Source organism: Pelomicrobium sp. G1 (assembly GCF_051905455.1).
GTDB lineage: Bacteria > Pseudomonadota > Gammaproteobacteria > Burkholderiales > UBA6910 > Pelomicrobium.
This window is the reverse complement of the sequence record NZ_JBQACR010000003.1, coordinates 1-19,454: the sequence shown is the minus strand read 5'-3', so window position 1 is coordinate 19,454 and position 19,454 is coordinate 1. Positions and strand designations below refer to the sequence as shown.

Genomic DNA, 19,454 nt, shown 5'->3' with positions numbered 1-19,454 from the left:
CATGGCAAGCCAAGCCCTCGTTTTTCTGCTGGAGACCTTTTTCGGGTTGTTCATCCTGGCCCTGCTCCTGCGCTTCTACCTTCAGCTCTTCCGCGCGCCGCCCTACAACCCGTTGTCCCAGTTCCTGGCGGCGGTCACCAACTTCGCCGTCCTGCCGGCCCGGCGGGTGATCCCGGGTCTGTGGGGCGCCGACCTGGCGACGCTAGTGCTCGCCTGGCTGGCCGAAGTCCTGCTCCGCCTGCTGGTTCTCTTCATCGCGGGCCATACCCCGGGGGGCTCGGCGATCGGCGCGGGTCTCATCGCCCTGGGCGTCTTCGCCGCGGTGAAGCTCTTGAAGCTCAGCATCTACATCCTGATGGTGGCGGTGATCGTCCAGGCGGTGCTCTCCTGGGTGAATCCCTACAGCCCGGCCACCCCGATCCTGAACAGCCTCACCCGGCCGTTTCTGAGGCCCTTTCAGCGGTGGATCCCGCCCATCGCCAACGTGGACCTGTCGCCTCTCTTCGTCCTGATCGCCTGCCAGTTGGCGCTCATGCTGCCGGTGGCCTGGCTGGAGATGAGCCTCGCCCAGGCCTTCTAACCCGGTGCCGTTTCCGTCATCGTGAAGCCCGCCCCTCCCCATCCCGGCGGACCGCTGGTGCTCAGCGTGTACGTGCAGCCCGGGGCGCGGCGCACCGAGGTGGCCGGCTTCCACGGAGACGCCCTCAAGATCCGCGTGGCCGCCCCGCCCGTGGAGGGCCAGGCCAACGCGGAGCTCATCCGCTTCCTCGCGGAAGCGCTCGACGTGCCCGTGTGCCGGGTGCGGATCGCCTCCGGCGCCGGCGCGCGCCGCAAGCGGGTGGAAGTGACGGCGCCGGCGCAGGCGATCGAAGCGCTGCTTCGCGCCGCCGCGGAAAAGGACAAGCGGTAGCCGGGGGCCCAGCGGCCGCGGAGCTACGGCCGCGAAGTTACATGAGGACTACGTCGTACTGCTCCTGGGTGTAGAGGGTCTCCACCTGCAGGCTCACCGGCTTGCCGATGAAGTCGCCGAGCTGGGCCAGGCTCTGGGACTCCTCGTCCAGGAACATGTCGATGACCGTCTGGGAGGCGAGGATACGGAACTCCCGGGCGTTGAACTGGCGCGCCTCCCGCAAGAGCTCCCGCAGGATCTCGTAGCACACCGTCTGGGCGGTCTTGATCTCGCCCCGGCCCTGGCAGGTGGGGCAGGGCTCGCATAGGACGTGGGCCAGGCTCTCCCGGGTGCGCTTGCGGGTCATCTCCACCAGCCCCAGGGCCGTGAAGCCGTTGACCGTCATCTTGGTGCGGTCCCGGGCGAGGGCCCTCTTGAACTCGGAGAGCACCGCGGCCCGGTGCTCTTCGCTGTCCATGTCGATGAAGTCGATGATGATAATGCCGCCCAGGTTGCGCAGCCGCAACTGCCGGGCGATCACCTGGGCCGCTTCCAGGTTAGTCTTGAAGATGGTCTCGTCGAAGCTGCGGCCAGACACGTAGCCGCCAGTGTTGACGTCGATGGTGGTGAGGGCCTCGGTCTGATCGATGATGAGATAGCCGCCGGACTTGAGGTCCACCCGGCGGGCCAGGGCCTTTTCGATTTCGTCCTCCACCGCGTAGAGGTCGAACAGGGGCCGCTCCCCGGCGTAATGCTCGATTTTCTCCACCACGTTGGCCACGAAATCCGCCGCGAAGGCGAGCATCCTCTGGTACGTTTCCCGGGAGTCCACCAGGATGCGCCCCGTCTCCTCGCCGACGAAATCGCGCAGCACCCGCAGCGCCAGGGTGAGGTCCTGGTAGAGGAGGGCCGGGGGGCCGGAAGCGCGGAACTTCTCCTGGATGTCGGCCCACTGCTTGCGCAGGTAGCCGATGTCGGCCACCAGCTCGGCGTCGGTGGCGCCCTCCGCCACGGTACGGATGATGTAGCCGCCGCCTTCGCCCGGCGGAATGAGCTGCAGCAGCCTCTCTTTCAGCATCTGCCGCTCGGTTTCGTCCTCGATGCGCTGGGAGATGCCGATATGGCTCTCCTGGGGCAAATACACCAGGAACCGGCCGGCGATGCTGATCTGGGTGGAAAGCCGCGCGCCTTTGCCGCCGATCGGGTCCTTGATCACCTGCACCAGTAGGCTCTGGCCTTCGGACAGCAGACGCTCGATGGGAAGCGCACCCTGGCCGTTCTGGCGCGGCGCCCAGATGTCGGCCACGTGGAGGAACGCCGCTCGGTCGAGCCCGATGTCGATGAACGCCGATTGCATGCCCGGGAGCACCCGCGACACCCGCCCCACGTAGACGTTGCCGACCAGGCCCCGGCTACTGGCCCGCTCGATGTGCAGCTCCTGGACCACGCCCTGCTGGATGACGGCGACCCGGGTCTCCTGGGGCGTGACGTTGATCAGGACCTCGTCGCTCATGGCGGCGGATTTCTGCATTTCGGCCACGGGGCGCTCAGAAAATTCCATAGCCGAGCCGCTTGAGGAGCATGCTAGTCTCGTACAGGGGCAGGCCGACCACCCCGGAATAGCTGCCGCGCAGCTCGGTCGCGAAGACGGCGCCGAGGCCCTGGATGCCGTAGGCGCCCGCCTTGTCCATGGGCTCCCCCGTAGCGACGTAGGCGGCGATCTCCTCGTCCGAGAGGGCCCGGAAGGTGACCTGGCTCGCCGAAAGGGCCGATTCCAGCCGGTCCTCGAAGGCCACCGCCACGCCGGTATAGACCTGGTGGGTGCGACCAGAAAGGCGGCGCAGGATCTCCGCCGCGTGGGCGCTGGACTGGGGCTTGCCAATGACGGCTCCGTCCAGCGCCACCACAGTGTCGGCGGCCAGCAGTGGGTAGACGGGATACATCCGGGGCAGCCGCCGTTGCAAGAGGTAGCGCATGCCGGCTTCGGCCTTGGCCCGGGCGATGCGCTCGGCGAAGGCTTCGGGCGTCTCGCCGGCGTGGGGCGTTTCGTCCACGTCCGCCTGGCGGGTCGGGCCTTCCCGCAGGAGCAGAAGCTCGAACTCGATGCCGATCTGTTTCAGGAGCTCCCGCCGCCGGGGGCTGCGGGAGGCGAGATAGACGCGCCTGCGGTTGAGCACCATGGTTTCTTTTTGTTGCGGTTTGCGTTATTCCCGGTGATAGGGATGCCCGTGCAGCAGGGCAAGCGACCGGTACAACTGCTCCGCCAGCACCACCCGCGCGAGGCCGTGGGGCAGGGTCATGGGAGAGAGGGAAAGGAGCAGGTCCGCTTCCCGCTTCACGTCGGGGTGCAGCCCGTCGGCGCCGCCGATCACGAAGGCGAGGCTGCGCCCGCTTCCCAGGCAGCGGGAGAGGAAGCGGGCGAAACCCCGGGTATCCAGCGCCCGGCCGCCCTCGTCCAGCACCACCCGCATGCACCCCGCGGGCAGGGCCGCCAGGATGCGGTCCCGCTCATGCCTCAAGGCCTGTTCCACGCCCCTCCCCGTCCGCCGTTGCGCCCGGATTTCCACCAGCTCCACGCGCGCTTCCCGGGGCATGCGCCGGGCATATTCCTCGAAGCCGGTGATGACCCAAGACGGCATCCTTTCGCCCACCGCCACCACCAGAAGCTTCATGGCGACGCCCGGTGGAAGCCCGAGGTCAGGGCAAGCTCACCGGTTCCGGCTGAATCCGCTGGCGCTCGCGGCGGGGGCGGCTGCCACCCCAGAGCTCCTCCAGGTTGTAATAATCGCGAGCCGCCGGCTGCATCACGTGGACGATGACCGTGCCCAGGTCGATCAGGATCCACTCGGCGGCCGCCTCTCCCTCGACGCCCTGCACCGGGGCGCCGGCTTGCTTCGCTTTTTCCACCACGTGGATCGCCAGGGCCCGCGTCTGCCGCGAGGAGTCGGCACTGGCGATGATCATGCGGTCGAACAGGGTGGTGAGCTTGGTCGTGTTCAACACGACGATATCGCGGGCCTTGATATCTTCGAGCGCCGTAACGGCGATTCTGGCCAGTCTTTCGGGTTTCATCCGCCTCCTGGGACGTACAACCGGTTGATCTCAATATAATCGAGAACCGAATCGGGAAGCAAATAACGGGGGCTGCGGCCGGCGCGCAGCAGGGCCCGCAGGGAGGAGGCGGAGATGGCGAGGGGGGTGGTGGCCACCTGGAGCATGCCCCCCGCCGGGGCGCGGGCGAGCTCCGCCGGGGCGTCGCGGCGGCGCGCCTCCCACTCCCGCAGGAGCGCCGGCGGCCAAGCCGGATCCGGAACCGGGCCGCCGCCCGGCCGGTTAACCAGCACCAGGTGGGCCAGCTCCCCCAATCGCTGCCAGCGAGACCAGGCGGGCAGGCGCGCCGCCGCGTCGCCCCCCAGGATCAGGCAGAGGCCCGTATCGGAGCCCAGCGCCCGCCGCAGGGTCTCCAGGGTGTCCACGGTGTAGCTCACCCCCGGGCGCTGGAGCTCGCAGGGCTCCAGGACGAAGCGAGGATTCCCGGCGATGGCCAGGCGCACCATCTCCGCCCGGTGCTCCGCCGTCGCCACCGGGGCCTCCCGCAAGGGCGGCCGGGCGGCCGGCACGAACCGGACTTCCGCCAAGCCCAGGGCTTCGGCCACCTCCTCGGCGACGCGCAGGTGGCCGTAGTGGATGGGGTCAAAGGTGCCCCCGAGGACGCCGATGAGCCGGAAGGCTTTCAAAGCACCAGCCGTCGGATGTCGGACAGAACTTCCGCCAAGGCGGTGATGAACCGGGCGGCTGCCGCTCCGTCGATCACCCGGTGGTCATAGGACAGGGACAAGGGCAGGAGCAGCCGGGGAACGAACTCCCCATCCCGGTATACCGGCTTCCAGGCGGAGCGAGAGACCCCCAGGATGGCCACCTCGGGGGCATTGATGATGGGGGTGAACGCGGTGCCGCCGATACCCCCCAGGCTGGAGATGGAGAAGGTGCCTCCCTGCATGTCGGCGGGCGAAAGTTTCTTCTCCCGGGCCCGGGCGCTCACCTCCGCTAGCTCCCGGGCGAGGGTCAGTACCCCTTTCCGGTCCACGTCCCGGATCACCGGCACCACTAGGCCCTCGGGCGTGTCCACCGCCACGCCGATGTGGTAGTAGCCCTTGAGCACCAGGGCGTCCCCCTCCGCCGTCAAGGAGCTGTTGAACTCCGGGTATTTCTTGAGGGCCGCCACCGCGGCCTTGAGCAGGAAGGCGAGGAGCGTCAGGCGCACCCCGTCCTTTTGGGCCTCCTCCGCCATCTGCCTGCGAAACGCCTCCAGCTCGGTGATGTCGGCCTCCTCGTGCTGGGTGACGTGGGGAATGGCCACCCAGTTGCGGTGCAGGTTCGCTCCCGAGATCTTCTTGATTCGGCTCAAGGGCCGGGTCTCTACCGGGCCGAACTTGGAAAAATCCACTTGCGGCCACTCGGGCAGGGCGAACCCGAAACCCGGGCCCGTCGCCGGTCGGGCGAGGGCCTGCTTGACGAAGGCCTGCACGTCCTCCTTGAGGATGCGGCCCTTGGGACCCGAACCTTTCACCCGGGTAAGATCGACCCCCAGCTCCCGGGCAAAGCGGCGCACCGCCGGGCTCGCGTGGGCCTTGCGAAACCCCGCCTCGTCGATGGGAGGCGGCGCCCCAGGGGCCGCAAGGGGCGGCTCCCAGGGAGGAGCGACCGGGGCGCTTTCCCGCGGCGGCAGAGCCGCTCCCGGGGCTGGTGCAGGCGGGGCCGAGGCCGCCTGGGCCGCGGCTGCGGGGGGCACTTCGTTTCGGGCGGGGGCTGGCGGCGTGGCCTCAGGTGGTCGGGGAGCTTCCTGGGCAGGGGCGGCCTCCAGGGTCAGCACCAGGGTTCCCTCGGAAACCTTGTCCCCCACTTTCACCTTGACCTCTTTCACCGTCCCGGCCGCCGGCGAGGGCACGTCCATGGTGGCCTTGTCCGACTCCAAGGTGATGAGGGGATCCTCCGCCTTCACCAGGTCGCCCGGTTTGACCAGCACCTCGATAACGGGCACGTCTTTGAAGTCGCCGATGTCCGGTACCCTTACTTCTTGCAGTGTTGTCATGGGTTGCGTGTTCCGGCTGCCGGATGCTGTCGTTGCACGGGACTCATACTTTCCACGGGTCGGCCCGCTCGGGATCGAGGCCGTACTTCTTGATGGCCTCCGTAACCCTGGAGGCCGGCACCGCGCCCTCGTCGGCCAGGGCCTTGAGGGCCGCCACCGCTACCTGGTGGCGGTCTACCTCGAAGAAGCGGCGCAGCTTCTCGCGCGTGTCAGAACGGCCGAAACCGTCCGTGCCGAGGGCGATGAAGCGCTTGGGCAGATAGGGCCGGATCTGGTCGGCGAAGAGCCGCATGTAGTCGGTGGCCGCAACCACCGGGCCGGGCCGCTGCGCCAGGCGCTGCTCCACGTAGCTCTTGCGCGGCGGCGACTCCGGATGGAGCAGGTTCCAGCGCTCGACGCTCATGCCCTCCCGCCGCAGCTCGTTGAAGCTGGTCACGCTCCACACGTCGGAGATCACGCCGAAGTCGTTCGCCAGGAGCTCTGAGGCGGCGATCACCTCCCGTAGGATGGTGCCGCTGCCCAGAAGCTGGACCCGCGGCGCCTTCGTGCCCTTGCCCGCTTCTGCCTCGGAGAAGAGGTACATCCCTTTGAGAATGCCCTCCCGCGCGCCTTCGGGCATGGGCGGGTGAGCGTAGTTCTCGTTCATGACGGTGATGTAGTAGTACACGTCCTCCTGGTCATGCATCATGCGCCGCAGGCCGTCCTGGATGATGACGGCTAGCTCGTAGGCAAAGGCGGGGTCGTAGGCGATGCAGTTGGGCACGGTGGAAGCGAGGATGTGGCTGTGGCCGTCCTCGTGCTGCAGCCCTTCACCGTTCAGGGTAGTGCGGCCGGCAGTGCCGCCTATGAGAAAGCCGCGGCAGCGCATGTCCCCCGCCGCCCATAGGAGGTCGCCCACCCGCTGGAACCCGAACATGGAGTAGAAGATGTAGAACGGGATCATGATCTGGTTGTGGACGCTGTAGGAACTCGCCGCCGCCATCCAGGAGCAGGTGGCGCCGGCCTCGTTGATCCCCTCCTGCAGGATTTGGCCGTGCTTGTCCTCCTTGTAGAACATGAGCTGGTCGGCGTCCTCGGGCACGTAGAGCTGGCCTACCGACGACCAGATCCCCAACTGGCGGAACATCCCCTCCATGCCGAAGGTGCGGGACTCGTCCGGCACGATGGGCACCACGTACTTCCCGATGTTCTTGTCCCTCACCAGCACGTTCAGGATGCGCACGAAGGCCATGGTGGTGGACATTTCCCGGCCGTCCGAACCCTTGAGCAGGGCCTCGAAGGCGGACAGCTCCGGGACGTCGAGGGACTTGTCGGCCTTCTGCCGCCGCGAGGGAAGGTAGCCCCCCAGGGCCATGCGCCGCTCGCGCATGTAGTTGAGCTCGGGCGAGCCTTCCTCGAACTTGAGGTAAGGGATCTCTTCCAGCTTTTCGTCGGGAATGGGCAGCTTGAAGCGGTCGCGGAAAGCCTTGAGGGAGGTAGTGCCCATCTTTTTTTGCTGATGGGTGATGTTCTGGCCCTCGCCCGCCTCACCCATGCCGTAGCCCTTGACCGTCTTGGCCAGGATCACCGTGGGCTGGCCCTTGTGGCTCACCGCCGCGTGGTAGGCGGCATAGATCTTGTGGGGATCGTGGCCGCCCCGGTTCAGGCGCCAGATGTCGTCGTCGGTCATATGAGCGACCATCTGGGCGAGCTCCGGGTACTTGCCGAAGAAGTGCTTGCGCACGTAGGCGCCGTCGCGCGCCTTGAAGGTCTGGTACTCCCCGTCTACGCACTCCTCCATGCGCTTGAGCAGCAACCCGTTCTTGTCCTGGGCGAGCAGCGGATCCCAATAAGAGCCCCAGATCAGCTTGATCACGTTCCAGCCGGCGCCGCGGAAGTCCCCTTCCAGCTCCTGGATGATCTTGCCGTTGCCGCGCACCGGGCCGTCCAGCCGCTGCAGGTTGCAATTGACCACGAAGATCAGGTTGTCCAGCTTCTCGCGCCCCGCCACGGAGATGCAGCCCAGGGACTCCGGCTCGTCCATCTCCCCGTCGCCGCAGAAACACCACACCTTGCGCCCGGAGGTGTCGACGATGCCGCGGTCGTGCAAGTACTTCATGAAGCGGGCCTGGTAGATGGCCTGGATGGGTCCGAGCCCCATGGACACGGTGGGAAACTTCCAGAACGTGGGCATGAGCCAGGGGTGGGGATAGGACGAAAGCCCCCGGCCGTCCACCTCCTGGCGGAAGTTGTCGAGCTGCTCCTCGGTCAGCCGCCCCAGGAGGAAGGCGCGGGCGTAGATGCCCGGGGCCGAGTGCCCCTGCACGAACACCAGGTCGCCCCCATGGTTTTCGCTCTCGGCGTGCCAGAAATGGTTGTAGCCCACGTCGTAGAGGGTGGCGGCGGAGGCGAAGCTGGCGATGTGGCCGCCCACGTTGGTGTGGCGGTTGGCCCGCAGGACCATGGCCACCGCGTTCCAGCGCACGTAGGAGCGGATGCGGTGCTCCAGCTCGTGGTCGCCGGGCGAGGGCACCTGCTTGTCTGGTGGAATGGTGTTGATGTAGGGCGTGGTGAGGTCACGGGGCACGTAAGTGCCGGTGCGGCGCGCCCGGTCGATCAAGGCGTCGAGCAGGTAATTGGCCCGTTCGGCGCCTTCGAACTCGAGCACCGCCTCGAAGGCCTCCATCCACTCTTTGGTTTCCTGGGGATCGTGGTCGGAAAGAGCAGCCATTTTCTCCACCTTGTCTGTTGGACTTTATGGGGGCGGCGCGGGCGGTGACCCGCGCCTGAAGAACCCCTGAAGGCACCCCGCGCAGGGCGCGTTTTCAGAGGTTCCTTGCACTCAAGCGACCGGCTCGTGGCCTTGCGCTTGGAGGGCCGAAAAATCATGATACCGGGCGCGGGCGCATTTTTCCACGCGCCCTGGCGCTCTTCAGGCGGTGTCGACGGGGTCGGCTAAGGGTGTGGGAAAGCTCGCGCGCGTCTGGCGCTCGGCCGCGGTCACCGTGTTCTCCAGAAGCATGGCCACGGTCATGGGCCCGACGCCGCCCGGCACCGGCGTGATGCAGGAAGCGCGCTGGGCAACGGTGTCGAAGTCCACGTCGCCTGTGAGCCTCCCGTCCGGGAGGCGGTTGATGCCCACGTCGATCACTACCGCGCCAGGCTTCACCATGTCCGCGGTGACGAGGCCGGGCTTGCCCACGGCGACGACGAGAAGGTCGGCAAGCCGCGTGTACCGGGCGAGGTCGCGGGTCTTGGAGTTGCACACGGTCACGGTGGCCCCTTCCTGCAGGAGCATCAAGGCCATGGGCTTGCCCACCAGGTTACTCGCCCCCACCACCACGGCGTGCTGGCCCCGGCAGGAGATCCCCTCGTGGGCCAGCAGCCGCAGGATGCCCGCCGGGGTGCAGGGCGCCAGCCCCCACCGGCCGATGGACAGCAGCCCCACGTTGTGCAGGTGGAAGCCGTCCACGTCCTTCTCCGCCGCCACCGCTTCGAACACCCGATGGACGTCCATGGCGGGAGGCAGGGGCAGTTGCACCAGGATGCCGTGCACCGCCGAGTCCTGGTTCAAGCCTTCGATGGTGCGGATCAATTCCGCCTCGGCGGTCTGGGCGGGGAGCTCGATTCGGCGGGAGAGAATTCCCGCCTCCCGGCAGGCCCGCACCTTGGTGCCCACGTACACCCGGGACGCCGCATCGTCTCCCACCAGGATGACCGCCAGCCCCGGGACGACGCCCGCCCGCCGCAGCCGAGCCACCCGCTCCTTGACCCGGGCCCGCACCTGGGCGGCCACCGCCTTACCGTCAATGATCTTCGCCGTCATGAGAAGAAGAAGGCCGTAACGCGTCATTATAATGCAATGCAACAGCCTTCCCCTCCGGCGCCGGCATGAGGAGAGGGGTGGAAGATGGTCGAGCGGGGTAAAACCTTTCCAGGGACCCGCTAAGACACGCTGCGCCGGTCTTCGATCACCTTGCCGTCGTTGGGTAGCTCTCCCGCGCGGCACAGAAGCGCTCCGCCCCGCAAGCCGGTCACGTCCCGGATGGCGCGGATCAAGGCTTCGAGCAGGCCAGCCCCATCCGTCCCCGACTCCAGTTCGCAGTGGAGGGTCATGCGGTCGTTGCCGGCTTCGTCCCGGTCCACCACCAGGCGCCCGCGGCTTACCTGGGGATGGCGCCGTAGAATCTCCGCCACCTGGGCGGGATGCACGAACATCCCCCGGACCTTGACGGTCTGGTCGGCCCGCCCCATCCAGCCCCGGATGCGCTGGTTGGTGCGGCCGCAGGGGCTTCGCCCCGGAAGCACGGCGGACAGATCCCCAGTGGCGAAGCGGATCAGGGGATAGTCCGGGTTGAGGGTGGTCACCACCACCTCGCCCACCTCCCCGTCCGGGACCGGATCGCCGGTCCCGGGCCGCACGATCTCCACGATCACCCCTTCGTCCACGATGAGGCCCTCCATGGCCTCCGACTCGTAGGCGATCAGCCCCAGGTCGGCGGAGGCGTAGCACTGGAGCACCCGGATTCCTCGGCGGCCCATTTCCTCCCGCAGGCTCGCCGGAAGGGCTTCCGCGGAGACCAACGCCTTGGTGAGCGAAGAGACGTCCGCGCCCAGCTCGTCGGCCCGCTGGCACAGGATCTTGAGAAAGGAAGGCGTCCCGGCGTAGCCCTGGGGCTTGAGCCGGACGATGGCCTGCACCTGAAGCTCGGTCTGGCCCACGCCAGCCGGGAACACGGTGCAGCCCAGGGCCCGGGCGCCGCTGTCCACCATGAACCCGGCCGGGGTGAAATGGTAGGAGAAGGCGTTGTGCACCCAGTCGCCCCGGCGAAAGCCCGCCGCGTAGAGGGCCCGGGCGAAGCGCCACCAGTCGGCACCCGCGCCTTCGGGATCGAAGATGGGACCCGGAGAGGAGAAGACGCGCACCACCGCTCCGGGCAGCGTGGAGGCGAGGCCCCCGAACGGGGGCTCGGCCCGCTGCAGCTCGGGAAGCTCCGACTTGCGGATGAGGGGCAGGCGGGCCAGATCCGCGCGGCTCTTGACGTCGGCGCCGTTGACCCCGGCGAGAAGCCGCGCGAAGGCCGGGGCGACCCGCTTCGCGTGCTCGATCTGGGCCGCGAGCGCTTGCACGAGGGCCCGCTCCCGAAGCTGCGGGTCGCGGGTTTCCAGGGCGTCGTAATAGTCCATGGGAAACGAACTCTGTCACGCCAGCCAGCGTTTCCGGCGCCGGTAGTGCTTGACGTCCCGGAAGCTCAGCCGCCCGCCCTTGGAGATGCCTAGGTAGAACTCCTTGACGTCCTCGTTGTTCGCCAGCGCCTGGGCTTCGCCCTCCATCACCACCCGGCCGTTTTCCAGGATGTAGCCGTGGTGGGCGTAGCGCAGGGCCAGGCTCGCGTTCTGCTCCGCCAGCAGGAAGCTCACCCCCTCATTGCGGTTCAGGCTTTGCACGATCTCGTAGATCTCCTCCACGATCTGGGGCGCGAGCCCCATGGACGGCTCGTCCAGCAGGATCATGCTCGGGCGGGCCATCAAGGCCCTCCCCACCGCGGTCATCTGCTGCTCGCCCCCGGAAGTGAAGCCTGCCAGGGCGTTGCGCCGCTCCTTGAGGCGCGGGAAATAGCCGTAGACCCGCTCCAGGTCCTGGCGGATCTCGGCCCGGCTCGCCCGCCGGGTGTAGGCGCCGGTGAGCAGGTTCTCCTCCACCGTGAGATGGCCGAAGATGCGCCGGCCCTCCATCACCTGGATCACCCCCAGCCTCACCAGCTCGGGGGCGGAGAGGGCGTCCACCCGCCGGCCTTTATAGACGATGCTGCCCTTGGTCACCTCACCCCGCTCTGCCCGCAGCAGGTTGGAGACGGCCTTGAGGGTGGTGGTCTTGCCCGCCCCGTTAGCGCCCAGAAGCGCCACGATCCTGCCTTCCGGCACGTCCAGGGACACCCCTTTTAGCACCAGGATGACGTGGTCGTAGATGACCTCGATGTTGTTGACCGCGAGGAGATAGAGGCTCGCCTCCATCCCGCTCGCGGCGCCAACCGAGCTTCCGCTAGATGGCTGGCCAACCATTTAGCGCCGCCCTTTTCCCCTCTCCCCGGGGGAGAGGGCATGCAGAGAAATGCGAGCGTCCTCCGGCATGCCCGTTCTCTTCAACCACCCGAGACGATCTTCTTCAGGTGCTCGGGATAATTGCCGCAGTCGGAGCCGAGGGACGTGCCCTCCCGGGGCTTGATCCCCTTCTCCTTGGCGTACCTGGCCGCCGACTCCTCGATCATGGGGCGCACGATGGATTGATCCGAGGGAATCCAGTCCGAGATCACCTTCCAGCGCTCCCCGTCCCACTGCTGGAACTTGACCGCGCCGCCGCCCTCGTGGTCCTGACACGAGACCTTCAAGGGCTGCAGCAGCCCGAAGGCCCCGAGCTGACGGATGCGCTTCTCGTCGATGTTGAGATTCTCGATGCCCCAGCGGACCTGCTCCGGCGTGAGGGATTTGCCCCTGCCGAACTTCTCCTGGGCAGTGCGAATCGCCTCCACGGTGAGGATGCCCTGGATCACGCCGCGGTTGAAGTACTGCTGGCCGATGCGGCTCTGATCGGTCATGTTGCCCCGGTTGCCGCCGCCGTAGACGTGCTTCAAGATATCCTGGATTACCGGGAAGTCGCGCCCTGACGGGTGGAAGGCGGCTGAGATGAAGCCCTTGGCGGCGTCACCCGCAGGAATCACGTCCTCCTCCGCGCCGCTCCACCACACGCCCACGATCCGGTCGGCCGGGAAGCCTACCTTCTGCGCAGTCTTGAGGGCCGTCGGGTTCATGACCCCCCAGCCCCGCAGGATCACCCAGTCGGGCTTGTAGCGACGGATCTCCAGCCACTGGGACTGCTGCTCGTTGCCCGGGTGCGGCACTTCGATGTGCTTCACCTCGAAGCCGTACTTCTTCGCCTGGATATCGAGGACCGGGATGGTTTCCTTGCCGTAGGCCGAGCCGTGATAGAGATTAGCAATCTTCTTCCCCTTGAGCTTGTCCATCCCCCCTTCGCGCATGCCGATGAACTTGATCTTGGCAGTGTTCTGGCTCCAGTAGTTGGTGACCAGCGGAAAGATGTAGGGGAAAATGCGGCCGTCGGAAGCGTCAGTACGTCCGTAACCCATGGAGATCACCGGGATCTTGTCGGCGGTCGCGCGCTCGATCAGGGAATAGGTGATGCCGGTGGAAAGCGGCGTGAACACGGTCCCGCCGGTCGGGCCCTTGCCCTTGAGCCGCTCGTAGCACTCCACGCCCCGGTCGTTCTTGTACTCGGTCTCGCACTCCTCCCAGGTGAGCTTGACCCCGTTCACCCCGCCGTCGCGCTTGTTGATCATGTCCAGGTAGTCGATGTAGCCGCCGAAGAACCCGGAACCGCCCGGCGCGTAGGGCCCGACCCGGTAGGACAGCATGGGAATGAACTGCTCTGCGGCCTGGGTCGGCACGAAAGCTCCCGCCAGCGCAACGGCGGCCACCAGGGCCAGGCCGATGCGGCACGACTTGAATGACTCGCGTTTCATCCTCTTTCCTCCTTCCAATGCTGATCGATCGGATTCACGGCCCGGTCGGGCCGGGCCTTGTTAAACCTTGCGCCTTGATCCCATGATACGCCTCCTCGTCAGTGGGGAAAGGGCCAGAGCCGCAGCTTCTCCTTGGCGATCTGCCACAGCCGGGCGAGCCCGTGGGGCTCCACCGCCAAGAAGAAAATGATGAGGCCACCGAAGATTACCAGCTCCAGGTTTGACAGCACCGCCATGCGCACCGCCCCGCCGAACCAGGCGTGGGCCACCACGTTGAGCAGGATGGGGAGCAAGGTGATGAAGGCCGCTCCCAGGAACGAGCCCAGAATGCTCCCCATGCCGCCAATGATGATCATGAACAGCACCTGAAACGAGCGGGTCAGATCGAACGCCTGAGGTTCCACCGTACCCAGATAAGCATAGGCGTACAAGGCCCCCGCGATCCCGCAGTAGAAGGAGCTGATGGCGAAGGCGAGCAGCTTGGTCTTGAGCATGGGGATGCCGATCACCTCGGCCGCCACGTCCATGTCCCTGATGGCCATGAAGGCGCGGCCCGTCTCGCAGCGCATCAGGTTCTTGGCCGCCAGCGCCAGCACGGACACGATGGACAGGGTCAACAGGTATTTCTCCAGGGGGCTGTCCAGGGCGATGCCGAACAGGATCATGGTCTGGGCGTCGATCACCCCCGAAGGGCTGTAGTTGGTGAACCAGCCGAACTTGATGAGGGCCCACTCGATGAAGAACTGGGCGGCGAGGGTGGCCACCGCGAGATAAAACCCTTTGATGCGCAGGCTGGGCAACCCGAACAGGATGCCCACCAGGGCGGCGGCGAGGCCCGCGAGCACGAAGGCCACCAGGAAGGGCATGTCGGGCACGCGCAGGATGAAGTTGTAAGCGGCGAAGGCCCCCACCGCCATGAAGCCCGCCGTGCCCAGGGAGAGCTGCCCCGCGTAGCCGGTCAGGATGTTGAGGCCCAGGGCCGCCAGGGACAGGATCAGGAAGGGAATGAGGATGGCGGTGAACCAATAGTCGTTGCCGATCACGGGCACCACGATGTAAGCGAACGCCAGGATGAGGGCCATGCCGAGGCGATCCTGGCGGATCGGGAAGATCTGCTGGTCGGCGACGTAGCTGGTCTTGAACTGGCCGGCTTCGCGGTAGATCATGGCTTCGGTCCCGTTCCTGCGCGTGCTCCCCCTGCGCCCGGCTCACACCCGCTCGATGCGCTTCTCGCCGAACAGCCCCTCGGGCCGAATCAGCAAAAAGACCATCGCCAGCACGTAGGGGAACCAGTTTTCGATGCCACCGCCGATGAAGGGCCCGACGTAGATTTCGGCCAGCTTTTCGGTGGCGCCGACGATCAGGCCGCCCACGATCGCCCCGGCGATGGATTCGAAGCCGCCCAGGATCAACACCGGCAGCGCCTTGAGGGCGGTGAAGGTGAGGGCGAACTGGACCCCGGTGCGAGCGCCCCACAAGAGCCCCGCCACCAGGGCCACCACCCCCGCCACCGCCCACACGATGGCCCAGATGTGCTGCAGCGGAATGCCCACCGAAAGGGCCGCCTGGTGGTCGTCCGCCACCGCCCGCAGGGCGCGCCCCACCTTGGTGCGGCTAAAGAATATCCCCAGCGCCGTCACCAGCACCGCGGCGGTGCCGGCGGCGAAGAGATCGAGTTGGCTGATGAGCACGCCTTGCACCTCCAGCGGCACGTCGCGGATGCCGATGTCGAGCCCGTGGGGCTGGGAGCCCCACAGGAGCTGGGCCACGCCTTCCAGCAGGAAGGTGAGGCCGATGGTGGCCATGAAAAGCGCAATGGGCGGCTGGTTCACCAGGGGCCGCAGCATGAAGCGCTCCGTCAGGACCCCAAGCAGCACCATCGTGGCGAGGGTCGCCCCCACCGCCAACCAGAAGTTCCAGCCGTGCTCGATCAGGCTCACGCAGGTGAGGGCGGCGAAAAACACCATCGCCCCTTGCGCGAAGTTGAACACCCCGGAGGCCTTGTAGATGAGGACAAAGCCGAGGGCCACCAGGGAATACATGATGCCGGCAAGCAAGCCCCCGATCAGCACTTCGATGAAAAAAGCCATGTCATCCTCTTCAATGGGCCACGCCCAGGTAGGCGTCGATCACCGCTTGGTTGTTGCGCACCTCATCGGGCGCTGCGTCCGCGATTTTGCGCCCATAGTCGAGCACCACCACCCGGTCCGAGATGTCCATGACCACGCCCATGTCGTGCTCGATCAGCACGATAGTGGTGCCGAACTCGTCGTTCACGTCCAGCACGAAGCGGCACATGTCCTGCTTCTCCTCCAGGTTCATGCCCGCCATCGGCTCGTCCAGCAGGAGCAGCTTAGGCTCCGCGGCGAGGGCCCGTGCCAGCTCCACCCGCTTCTGCAGCCCGTAGGGAAGCCTTCCCACCGGAGTCTTGCGGATGTGCTCGATCTCCAGGAAGTCGATGATCTCCTCCACCCTCTTGCGGTGCTCGATTTCCTCCCGCTGGGCCCAGCCCCAGTAGAGGGCCTGGGCGAGAAAGCCCGTCTTCATCTTGAGGTTGCGCCCGGTCATGATGTTGTCCAGCACGCTCATGCCTTTGAACAGGGCGATGTTCTGGAAGGTGCGGGCGATGCCCTGGGCGGCGGCCTCGTGGGGGCGCACCCGGTGGCGCTTCCTGCCCAGGAAGGTCACGGTCCCTTCCTGGGGATGGTAGACCCCGTTGATCACGTTGAGCAGGGAGCTTTTCCCCGCGCCGTTAGGGCCGATGATGGCCAGGATCTCCCGCTCCCGCACTTCGAAGGACACCCGGTCCAGGGCCTTCACGCCCCCGAAGGAGAGGGAGATGTTTTCGACGGTGAGGATCGGAGGGCCGAACCGGCGCTCGCCGTTCATCAGGAGGCCGCTCTTGCCAGGTCCACGCTGTAGGTGCGGGCGTCGGCGATGCGCGCCGTGGCCTTGAGCACGCCGGTGCGCCCGTCCTCGAAGCGCACCTGGGTCTCCACGTAGCACTCTTCCCTGCCCGCGTAGAGCGCCTCCACCAGGGGGGCGTACCTCTCGGCGATGAAGCGCCGCCGCACCTTGCGGGTGCGGGTGATCTCCCCGTCGTCCGGGTCCAGCTCCTTGTGCAGGATGAGGAAGCGGTGGATCTGGGAGCCGGCGAGCTTGGGATCGAGGGATAGGTCCCGGTTCACCTTTTCCACGCACTCCCGGATCAGGTCGTAGACCTGGGGCTGGGCGGCGAGATCGGTGTAGCCGGAGTAGGGCAGCCCCCGGCGCTCCGCCCAGTTGCCCACCGCCTCCATGTCGATGTTGATGAAGGCGCACACCCGGTCGCGCCCGTGGCCGAAAGCCACCGCTTCCTTGATGTAGGGGAAGAACTTGAGCTTGTTCTCGATATATTTGGGGGCGAACAGGGTGCCGTCGGCCAGCCGCCCCACGTCCTTGGCGCGATCGATGATCTTCAGGTGCCCGTCCTCGTCGAAGTAGCCGGCGTCCCCGGTGTGGAACCATCCTTCCCGATCCTTGGCCTGGGCGGTCGCCTCCGGGTTGTTGTAATAGCCCTGGAACAGCCCGGGGGAGCGCACCAGGATCTCCCCGTTGTCAGCGATCCGCACTTCCACCCCCTTCACCGGCGGGCCCACCGTGTCGGGTTTCACCTGCCCGTTCGGCTGCACGCACACGAAGACCGAGGTTTCGGTGGAGCCGTAGAGCTGCTTCAAGTTGATGCCGATGGAGCGATAGAACTGGAACAGGTCCTCGCCGATGGCTTCCCCGGCGGTATAAGCCACTTTGATGCGGCTCAAGCCCAGCACGTTGCGCAAGGGCCCGTAGACCAGGAGGTCGCCGGCCAGGTACAGCAGGCGGTCGAGGAGGGAGACCCGCTCCCGGCGCCCGAGGATCTTTCCCCCCACCCGGCGGGCGATTTCCATAAAGCGGTCGAACATCCGGCGCTTGAGCCAGCCGGCGTCATCCATGCGGATGGTCACCTGGGTGAGCAGCGCCTCCAACACCCGGGGCGGCGCGAAGTAATAGGTCGGCCCGATCTCCCGCATATCGTTGAGCACCGTGTCGGCCGACTCGGGGCAGCTCACGCAGAAGCCCGCCACGTAGGCCTGGGCGTAGGAGAACATGTTCTGCCCGATCCAGGCCATGGGCAGATAGGCGAGCACCTCTTCCTCGGGGGTGAGCCCCTCCATCTCGGTGCCGATGCGGGCGGCGCTGATCAGGTTGTCGTGGGTGAGCACCACCCCCTTGGGGTTGCCGGTGGTGCCCGAGGTGTAGAACAGGGCCGCGGTGTCGCTCGCGCGGCCCAGGGCGATTTCCCGCAGGAAGAAATCCGGGTGCTCCCGGTCGAAGGTACGCCCCCGGGCCTCGAGGGCGTCCAGGCTCTGGAGCTGCGGCTGGGGGTAGTGGCGCAGCCCCCGGGGGTCGTCGTAGCAGATACGCTTGAGAAAAGGGCAGTCGGGCAGGATTTCCAGGAGCTTGTCCACCTGCTCCTGGTCCTCCACGATGGCGAAGCCGATTTCGGCGTCCCGGAATACGTAGCCCATCTCCTGGGCCACGGCGTCCTGGTACAAGGGCACCGGGATGCCGCCCAGGGCCTGGGCCGCCGCCATGGCCCAGTAGAGCCGAGGGCGGTTTTCCCCGATGATGGCCAGGCGCTGGCCGCGCTGGAAGCCCTCGGCCGCCAACCCGCAAGCGATCGCCCGCACTTCGTCCAGCACCTGGCGCCAGGTCCAGGTCTGCCAGATGCCGTAGTCCTTCTCCCGGATGGCGGGACGCTCGCCCCGCACTGCCACGTGGTGCAGCAGCAGCCGGGGAAAAGTGTCCGGAGCCTCCCCCGGCACTCCCAAGGTCTGCATTTCCTCCTGCGCGTCCTGGGACGGGACCAGCCGGCGCCTGCCCGCCATGGCCCACGGACGCTCCCGCACCTTCATGGACTCGCTCCTGCTCTTACGCCACGGCCGGCGCTGATAGGATCGATTCTAGCGGAACGCCTGGCTTCCGGACCCCCATCCTGCGCCAGCGATGAACCCCCTGCCTCCTTTATGCCTGGATCCCGAGGTCATACTGCGTCGCAGCATGCGCCCGTGCCGAAATTGTGTGCTCAGACAAAGCTTAGGGCGGATCTTCCCCGTACACTGTCACTTCATTGACAATTGAGCACGTGCGGTCTCTCGATGAGATGTTGGCCCTGAGCCCCTGGACCCGGGAACTCACGGCCGAGCAGCTCGCCCGGGTCAAAGCCTCCACGGTCGTGCGGGACTACGGGCCGGGGGCTTTGATTTGCCCCCGGGGCGAGCCCTCCCGGGCCTGGCTGGGGGTGGTAGAGGGGCTTGTCAAGCTCCAGTGCACCGCCGATTCCGGCAAGTCGTTCACCCTGGCGGGCATTCCCGGGGGAAGCTGGTTCGGGGAAGGTTCTGTGCTGAAAGGGGAGCCGCGCCGCTACGACGTGGTGGCGCTGCGCGCCTCCCGCATGGCCTTCATGCCCGAGGCCACCTTCCACTGGCTGCTGGACACGAGCTTCGCCTTCAACCGCTTCCTCCTCACCCAGTTGAACGAGCGGCTCGCCCACTTCATCGGCATGCTGGAGCACGAGCGGCTGCTCGACCTGGACGCGCGAGTAGCGAGGTCCCTGGCGCTCCTGTTCAATCCCCTGCTGCACCCGGCGGCCCAGCCCCAGATCCAGATTTCCCAGGAAGAGCTGGGCTACCTGGTGGGCGCCTCCCGCCAGCGAGTCAACCAAGCGCTGCAAGTGCTGGAAAAGGCCGGTTTGATCGTCGCCGACTACGGAGTGGTGACGGTGCTGGATCCGGAGGGGCTCGCTCGGTTCGGGGGCATGACCAACCGTCGCCCGTGACCCCTCCTCCCGCGCGCCGGTCTACTGCCAGTTCGCCGCGATCACCGGTTCGAGCGCCTGCTGGTACTGCGGCGGCAGCGTTCCCTGGCCCATGGAGGG

General features: G+C 66.9%; 18 protein-coding genes. 3 read left to right on the top strand and 15 right to left on the bottom strand.

The genetic code is table 11. The features are described 5' to 3' along the window. The first annotated feature begins 1 nt into the window (after position 1). Together ACTFO6_RS03780 and ACTFO6_RS03775 are read left to right on the top strand one after the other, a co-directional pair. Positions 2–580, top strand: coding sequence for a YggT family protein (locus tag ACTFO6_RS03780; RefSeq protein WP_439933120.1), 579 nt, complete (start codon positions 2–4; stop codon positions 578–580). A gap of 21 nt (positions 581–601) precedes the next feature. Next, on the top strand, positions 602–910 hold the full coding sequence (locus tag ACTFO6_RS03775) for a DUF167 domain-containing protein (protein ID WP_439933119.1): 309 nt from the start codon (positions 602–604) through the stop codon (positions 908–910). 37 nt (positions 911–947) lie between these two features. Here ACTFO6_RS03775 and rng read toward each other — a convergent pair whose 3' ends face one another. From rng to ACTFO6_RS03700, 15 genes are all read right to left on the bottom strand, one after another. Further along, positions 948–2,402 carry a ribonuclease G gene (rng, locus tag ACTFO6_RS03770; RefSeq protein ID WP_439933118.1) on the bottom strand — a complete coding sequence of 485 codons (1,455 nt, stop codon included), beginning with the start codon at positions 2,400–2,402 and terminating at the stop codon, positions 948–950. A 34-nt stretch (positions 2,403–2,436) separates the two neighbouring features. Next, complete coding sequence (locus tag ACTFO6_RS03765) at positions 2,437–3,069, bottom strand: Maf family protein (protein ID WP_439933117.1); 633 nt, start codon at positions 3,067–3,069, stop codon at positions 2,437–2,439. A 24-nt stretch (positions 3,070–3,093) separates the two neighbouring features. After that, positions 3,094–3,561, bottom strand: coding sequence for a 23S rRNA (pseudouridine(1915)-N(3))-methyltransferase RlmH (rlmH, locus tag ACTFO6_RS03760; RefSeq protein ID WP_439933116.1), 468 nt, complete (start codon positions 3,559–3,561; stop codon positions 3,094–3,096). Between the two features lie 25 nt (positions 3,562–3,586). After that, complete coding sequence (gene rsfS / locus ACTFO6_RS03755; protein WP_439933115.1) at positions 3,587–3,961, bottom strand: ribosome silencing factor; 375 nt, start codon at positions 3,959–3,961, stop codon at positions 3,587–3,589. Beyond that, positions 3,958–4,626, bottom strand: a complete 669-nt coding sequence (gene nadD / locus ACTFO6_RS03750; protein ID WP_439933114.1) for a nicotinate-nucleotide adenylyltransferase — start codon at positions 4,624–4,626, stop codon at positions 3,958–3,960. The genes rsfS and nadD overlap by 4 nt, the downstream gene beginning before the upstream one ends. Further along, positions 4,623–5,981 (bottom strand): dihydrolipoyllysine-residue acetyltransferase, encoded by a 1,359-nt coding sequence (gene aceF, locus ACTFO6_RS03745; RefSeq protein ID WP_439933113.1) that lies wholly within the window; start codon positions 5,979–5,981, stop codon positions 4,623–4,625. The genes nadD and aceF overlap by 4 nt, the downstream gene beginning before the upstream one ends. Positions 5,982–6,024: 43 nt before the next feature. Further along, complete coding sequence (gene aceE, locus ACTFO6_RS03740; RefSeq protein WP_439933112.1) at positions 6,025–8,691, bottom strand: pyruvate dehydrogenase (acetyl-transferring), homodimeric type; 2,667 nt, start codon at positions 8,689–8,691, stop codon at positions 6,025–6,027. A gap of 201 nt (positions 8,692–8,892) precedes the next feature. Beyond that, entirely contained in the window at positions 8,893–9,786 is an 894-nt protein-coding gene (folD, locus tag ACTFO6_RS03735) for a bifunctional methylenetetrahydrofolate dehydrogenase/methenyltetrahydrofolate cyclohydrolase FolD (RefSeq protein WP_439933402.1), read from the bottom strand. 119 nt (positions 9,787–9,905) lie between these two features. Further along, the gene (locus tag ACTFO6_RS03730) at positions 9,906–11,147 is read right to left on the bottom strand and encodes a phenylacetate--CoA ligase family protein (RefSeq protein WP_439933111.1); all 1,242 of its coding nucleotides are present in this window, start codon (positions 11,145–11,147) and stop codon (positions 9,906–9,908) included. A 15-nt stretch (positions 11,148–11,162) separates the two neighbouring features. After that, positions 11,163–11,975 carry an ABC transporter ATP-binding protein gene (locus ACTFO6_RS03725; RefSeq protein ID WP_439933110.1) on the bottom strand — a complete coding sequence of 271 codons (813 nt, stop codon included), beginning with the start codon at positions 11,973–11,975 and terminating at the stop codon, positions 11,163–11,165. Positions 11,976–12,103: 128 nt separating this feature from the next. Beyond that, positions 12,104–13,498 (bottom strand): ABC transporter substrate-binding protein, encoded by a 1,395-nt coding sequence (locus ACTFO6_RS03720; protein ID WP_439933109.1) that lies wholly within the window; start codon positions 13,496–13,498, stop codon positions 12,104–12,106. Positions 13,499–13,596: 98 nt separating this feature from the next. Continuing rightward, on the bottom strand, positions 13,597–14,664 hold the full coding sequence (locus ACTFO6_RS03715) for a branched-chain amino acid ABC transporter permease (RefSeq protein ID WP_439933108.1): 1,068 nt from the start codon (positions 14,662–14,664) through the stop codon (positions 13,597–13,599). A 42-nt stretch (positions 14,665–14,706) separates the two neighbouring features. After that, the gene (locus ACTFO6_RS03710; protein ID WP_439933107.1) at positions 14,707–15,588 is read right to left on the bottom strand and encodes a branched-chain amino acid ABC transporter permease; all 882 of its coding nucleotides are present in this window, start codon (positions 15,586–15,588) and stop codon (positions 14,707–14,709) included. A gap of 10 nt (positions 15,589–15,598) precedes the next feature. Beyond that, positions 15,599–16,387: an ABC transporter ATP-binding protein gene (locus ACTFO6_RS03705; protein ID WP_439933106.1), complete on the bottom strand. Its 789-nt coding sequence runs from the start codon at positions 16,385–16,387 to the stop codon at positions 15,599–15,601. Then, positions 16,387–18,357 carry an AMP-dependent synthetase/ligase gene (locus ACTFO6_RS03700; protein ID WP_439933401.1) on the bottom strand — a complete coding sequence of 657 codons (1,971 nt, stop codon included), beginning with the start codon at positions 18,355–18,357 and terminating at the stop codon, positions 16,387–16,389. The genes ACTFO6_RS03705 and ACTFO6_RS03700 overlap by 1 nt, the downstream gene beginning before the upstream one ends. A gap of 305 nt (positions 18,358–18,662) precedes the next feature. Between ACTFO6_RS03700 and ACTFO6_RS03695 the strand changes: the two genes are divergently transcribed. Then, entirely contained in the window at positions 18,663–19,355 is a 693-nt protein-coding gene (locus ACTFO6_RS03695; RefSeq protein ID WP_439933105.1) for a Crp/Fnr family transcriptional regulator, read from the top strand. The last annotated feature ends 99 nt before the right edge of the window (positions 19,356–19,454 follow it).

What these genes read in the sequence shown, in the direction of transcription:
- rng (WP_439933118.1), bottom strand. Translation starts at nt 2,402, where the DNA reads ATGAGCGACGAGGTCCTGATCAACGTCACGCCCCAGGAGACCCGGGTC.
- rsfS (WP_439933115.1), bottom strand. Translation starts at nt 3,961, where the DNA reads ATGAAACCCGAAAGACTGGCCAGAATCGCCGTTACGGCGCTCGAAGAT.
- ACTFO6_RS03765 (WP_439933117.1), bottom strand. Translation starts at nt 3,069, where the DNA reads ATGGTGCTCAACCGCAGGCGCGTCTATCTCGCCTCCCGCAGCCCCCGG.
- aceF (WP_439933113.1), bottom strand. Translation starts at nt 5,981, where the DNA reads ATGACAACACTGCAAGAAGTAAGGGTACCGGACATCGGCGACTTCAAA.
- ACTFO6_RS03720 (WP_439933109.1), bottom strand. Translation starts at nt 13,498, where the DNA reads ATGAAACGCGAGTCATTCAAGTCGTGCCGCATCGGCCTGGCCCTGGTG.
- ACTFO6_RS03715 (WP_439933108.1), bottom strand. Translation starts at nt 14,664, where the DNA reads ATGATCTACCGCGAAGCCGGCCAGTTCAAGACCAGCTACGTCGCCGAC.
- ACTFO6_RS03725 (WP_439933110.1), bottom strand. Translation starts at nt 11,975, where the DNA reads ATGGAGGCGAGCCTCTATCTCCTCGCGGTCAACAACATCGAGGTCATC.
- ACTFO6_RS03700 (WP_439933401.1), bottom strand. Translation starts at nt 18,357, where the DNA reads ATGCAGACCTTGGGAGTGCCGGGGGAGGCTCCGGACACTTTTCCCCGG.
- ACTFO6_RS03730 (WP_439933111.1), bottom strand. Translation starts at nt 11,147, where the DNA reads ATGGACTATTACGACGCCCTGGAAACCCGCGACCCGCAGCTTCGGGAG.
- aceE (WP_439933112.1), bottom strand. Translation starts at nt 8,691, where the DNA reads ATGGCTGCTCTTTCCGACCACGATCCCCAGGAAACCAAAGAGTGGATG.
- ACTFO6_RS03710 (WP_439933107.1), bottom strand. Translation starts at nt 15,588, where the DNA reads ATGGCTTTTTTCATCGAAGTGCTGATCGGGGGCTTGCTTGCCGGCATC.
- rlmH (WP_439933116.1), bottom strand. Translation starts at nt 3,561, where the DNA reads ATGAAGCTTCTGGTGGTGGCGGTGGGCGAAAGGATGCCGTCTTGGGTC.
- ACTFO6_RS03705 (WP_439933106.1), bottom strand. Translation starts at nt 16,387, where the DNA reads ATGAACGGCGAGCGCCGGTTCGGCCCTCCGATCCTCACCGTCGAAAAC.
- ACTFO6_RS03780 (WP_439933120.1), top strand. Translation starts at nt 2, where the DNA reads ATGGCAAGCCAAGCCCTCGTTTTTCTGCTGGAGACCTTTTTCGGGTTG.
- folD (WP_439933402.1), bottom strand. Translation starts at nt 9,786, where the DNA reads ATGACGGCGAAGATCATTGACGGTAAGGCGGTGGCCGCCCAGGTGCGG.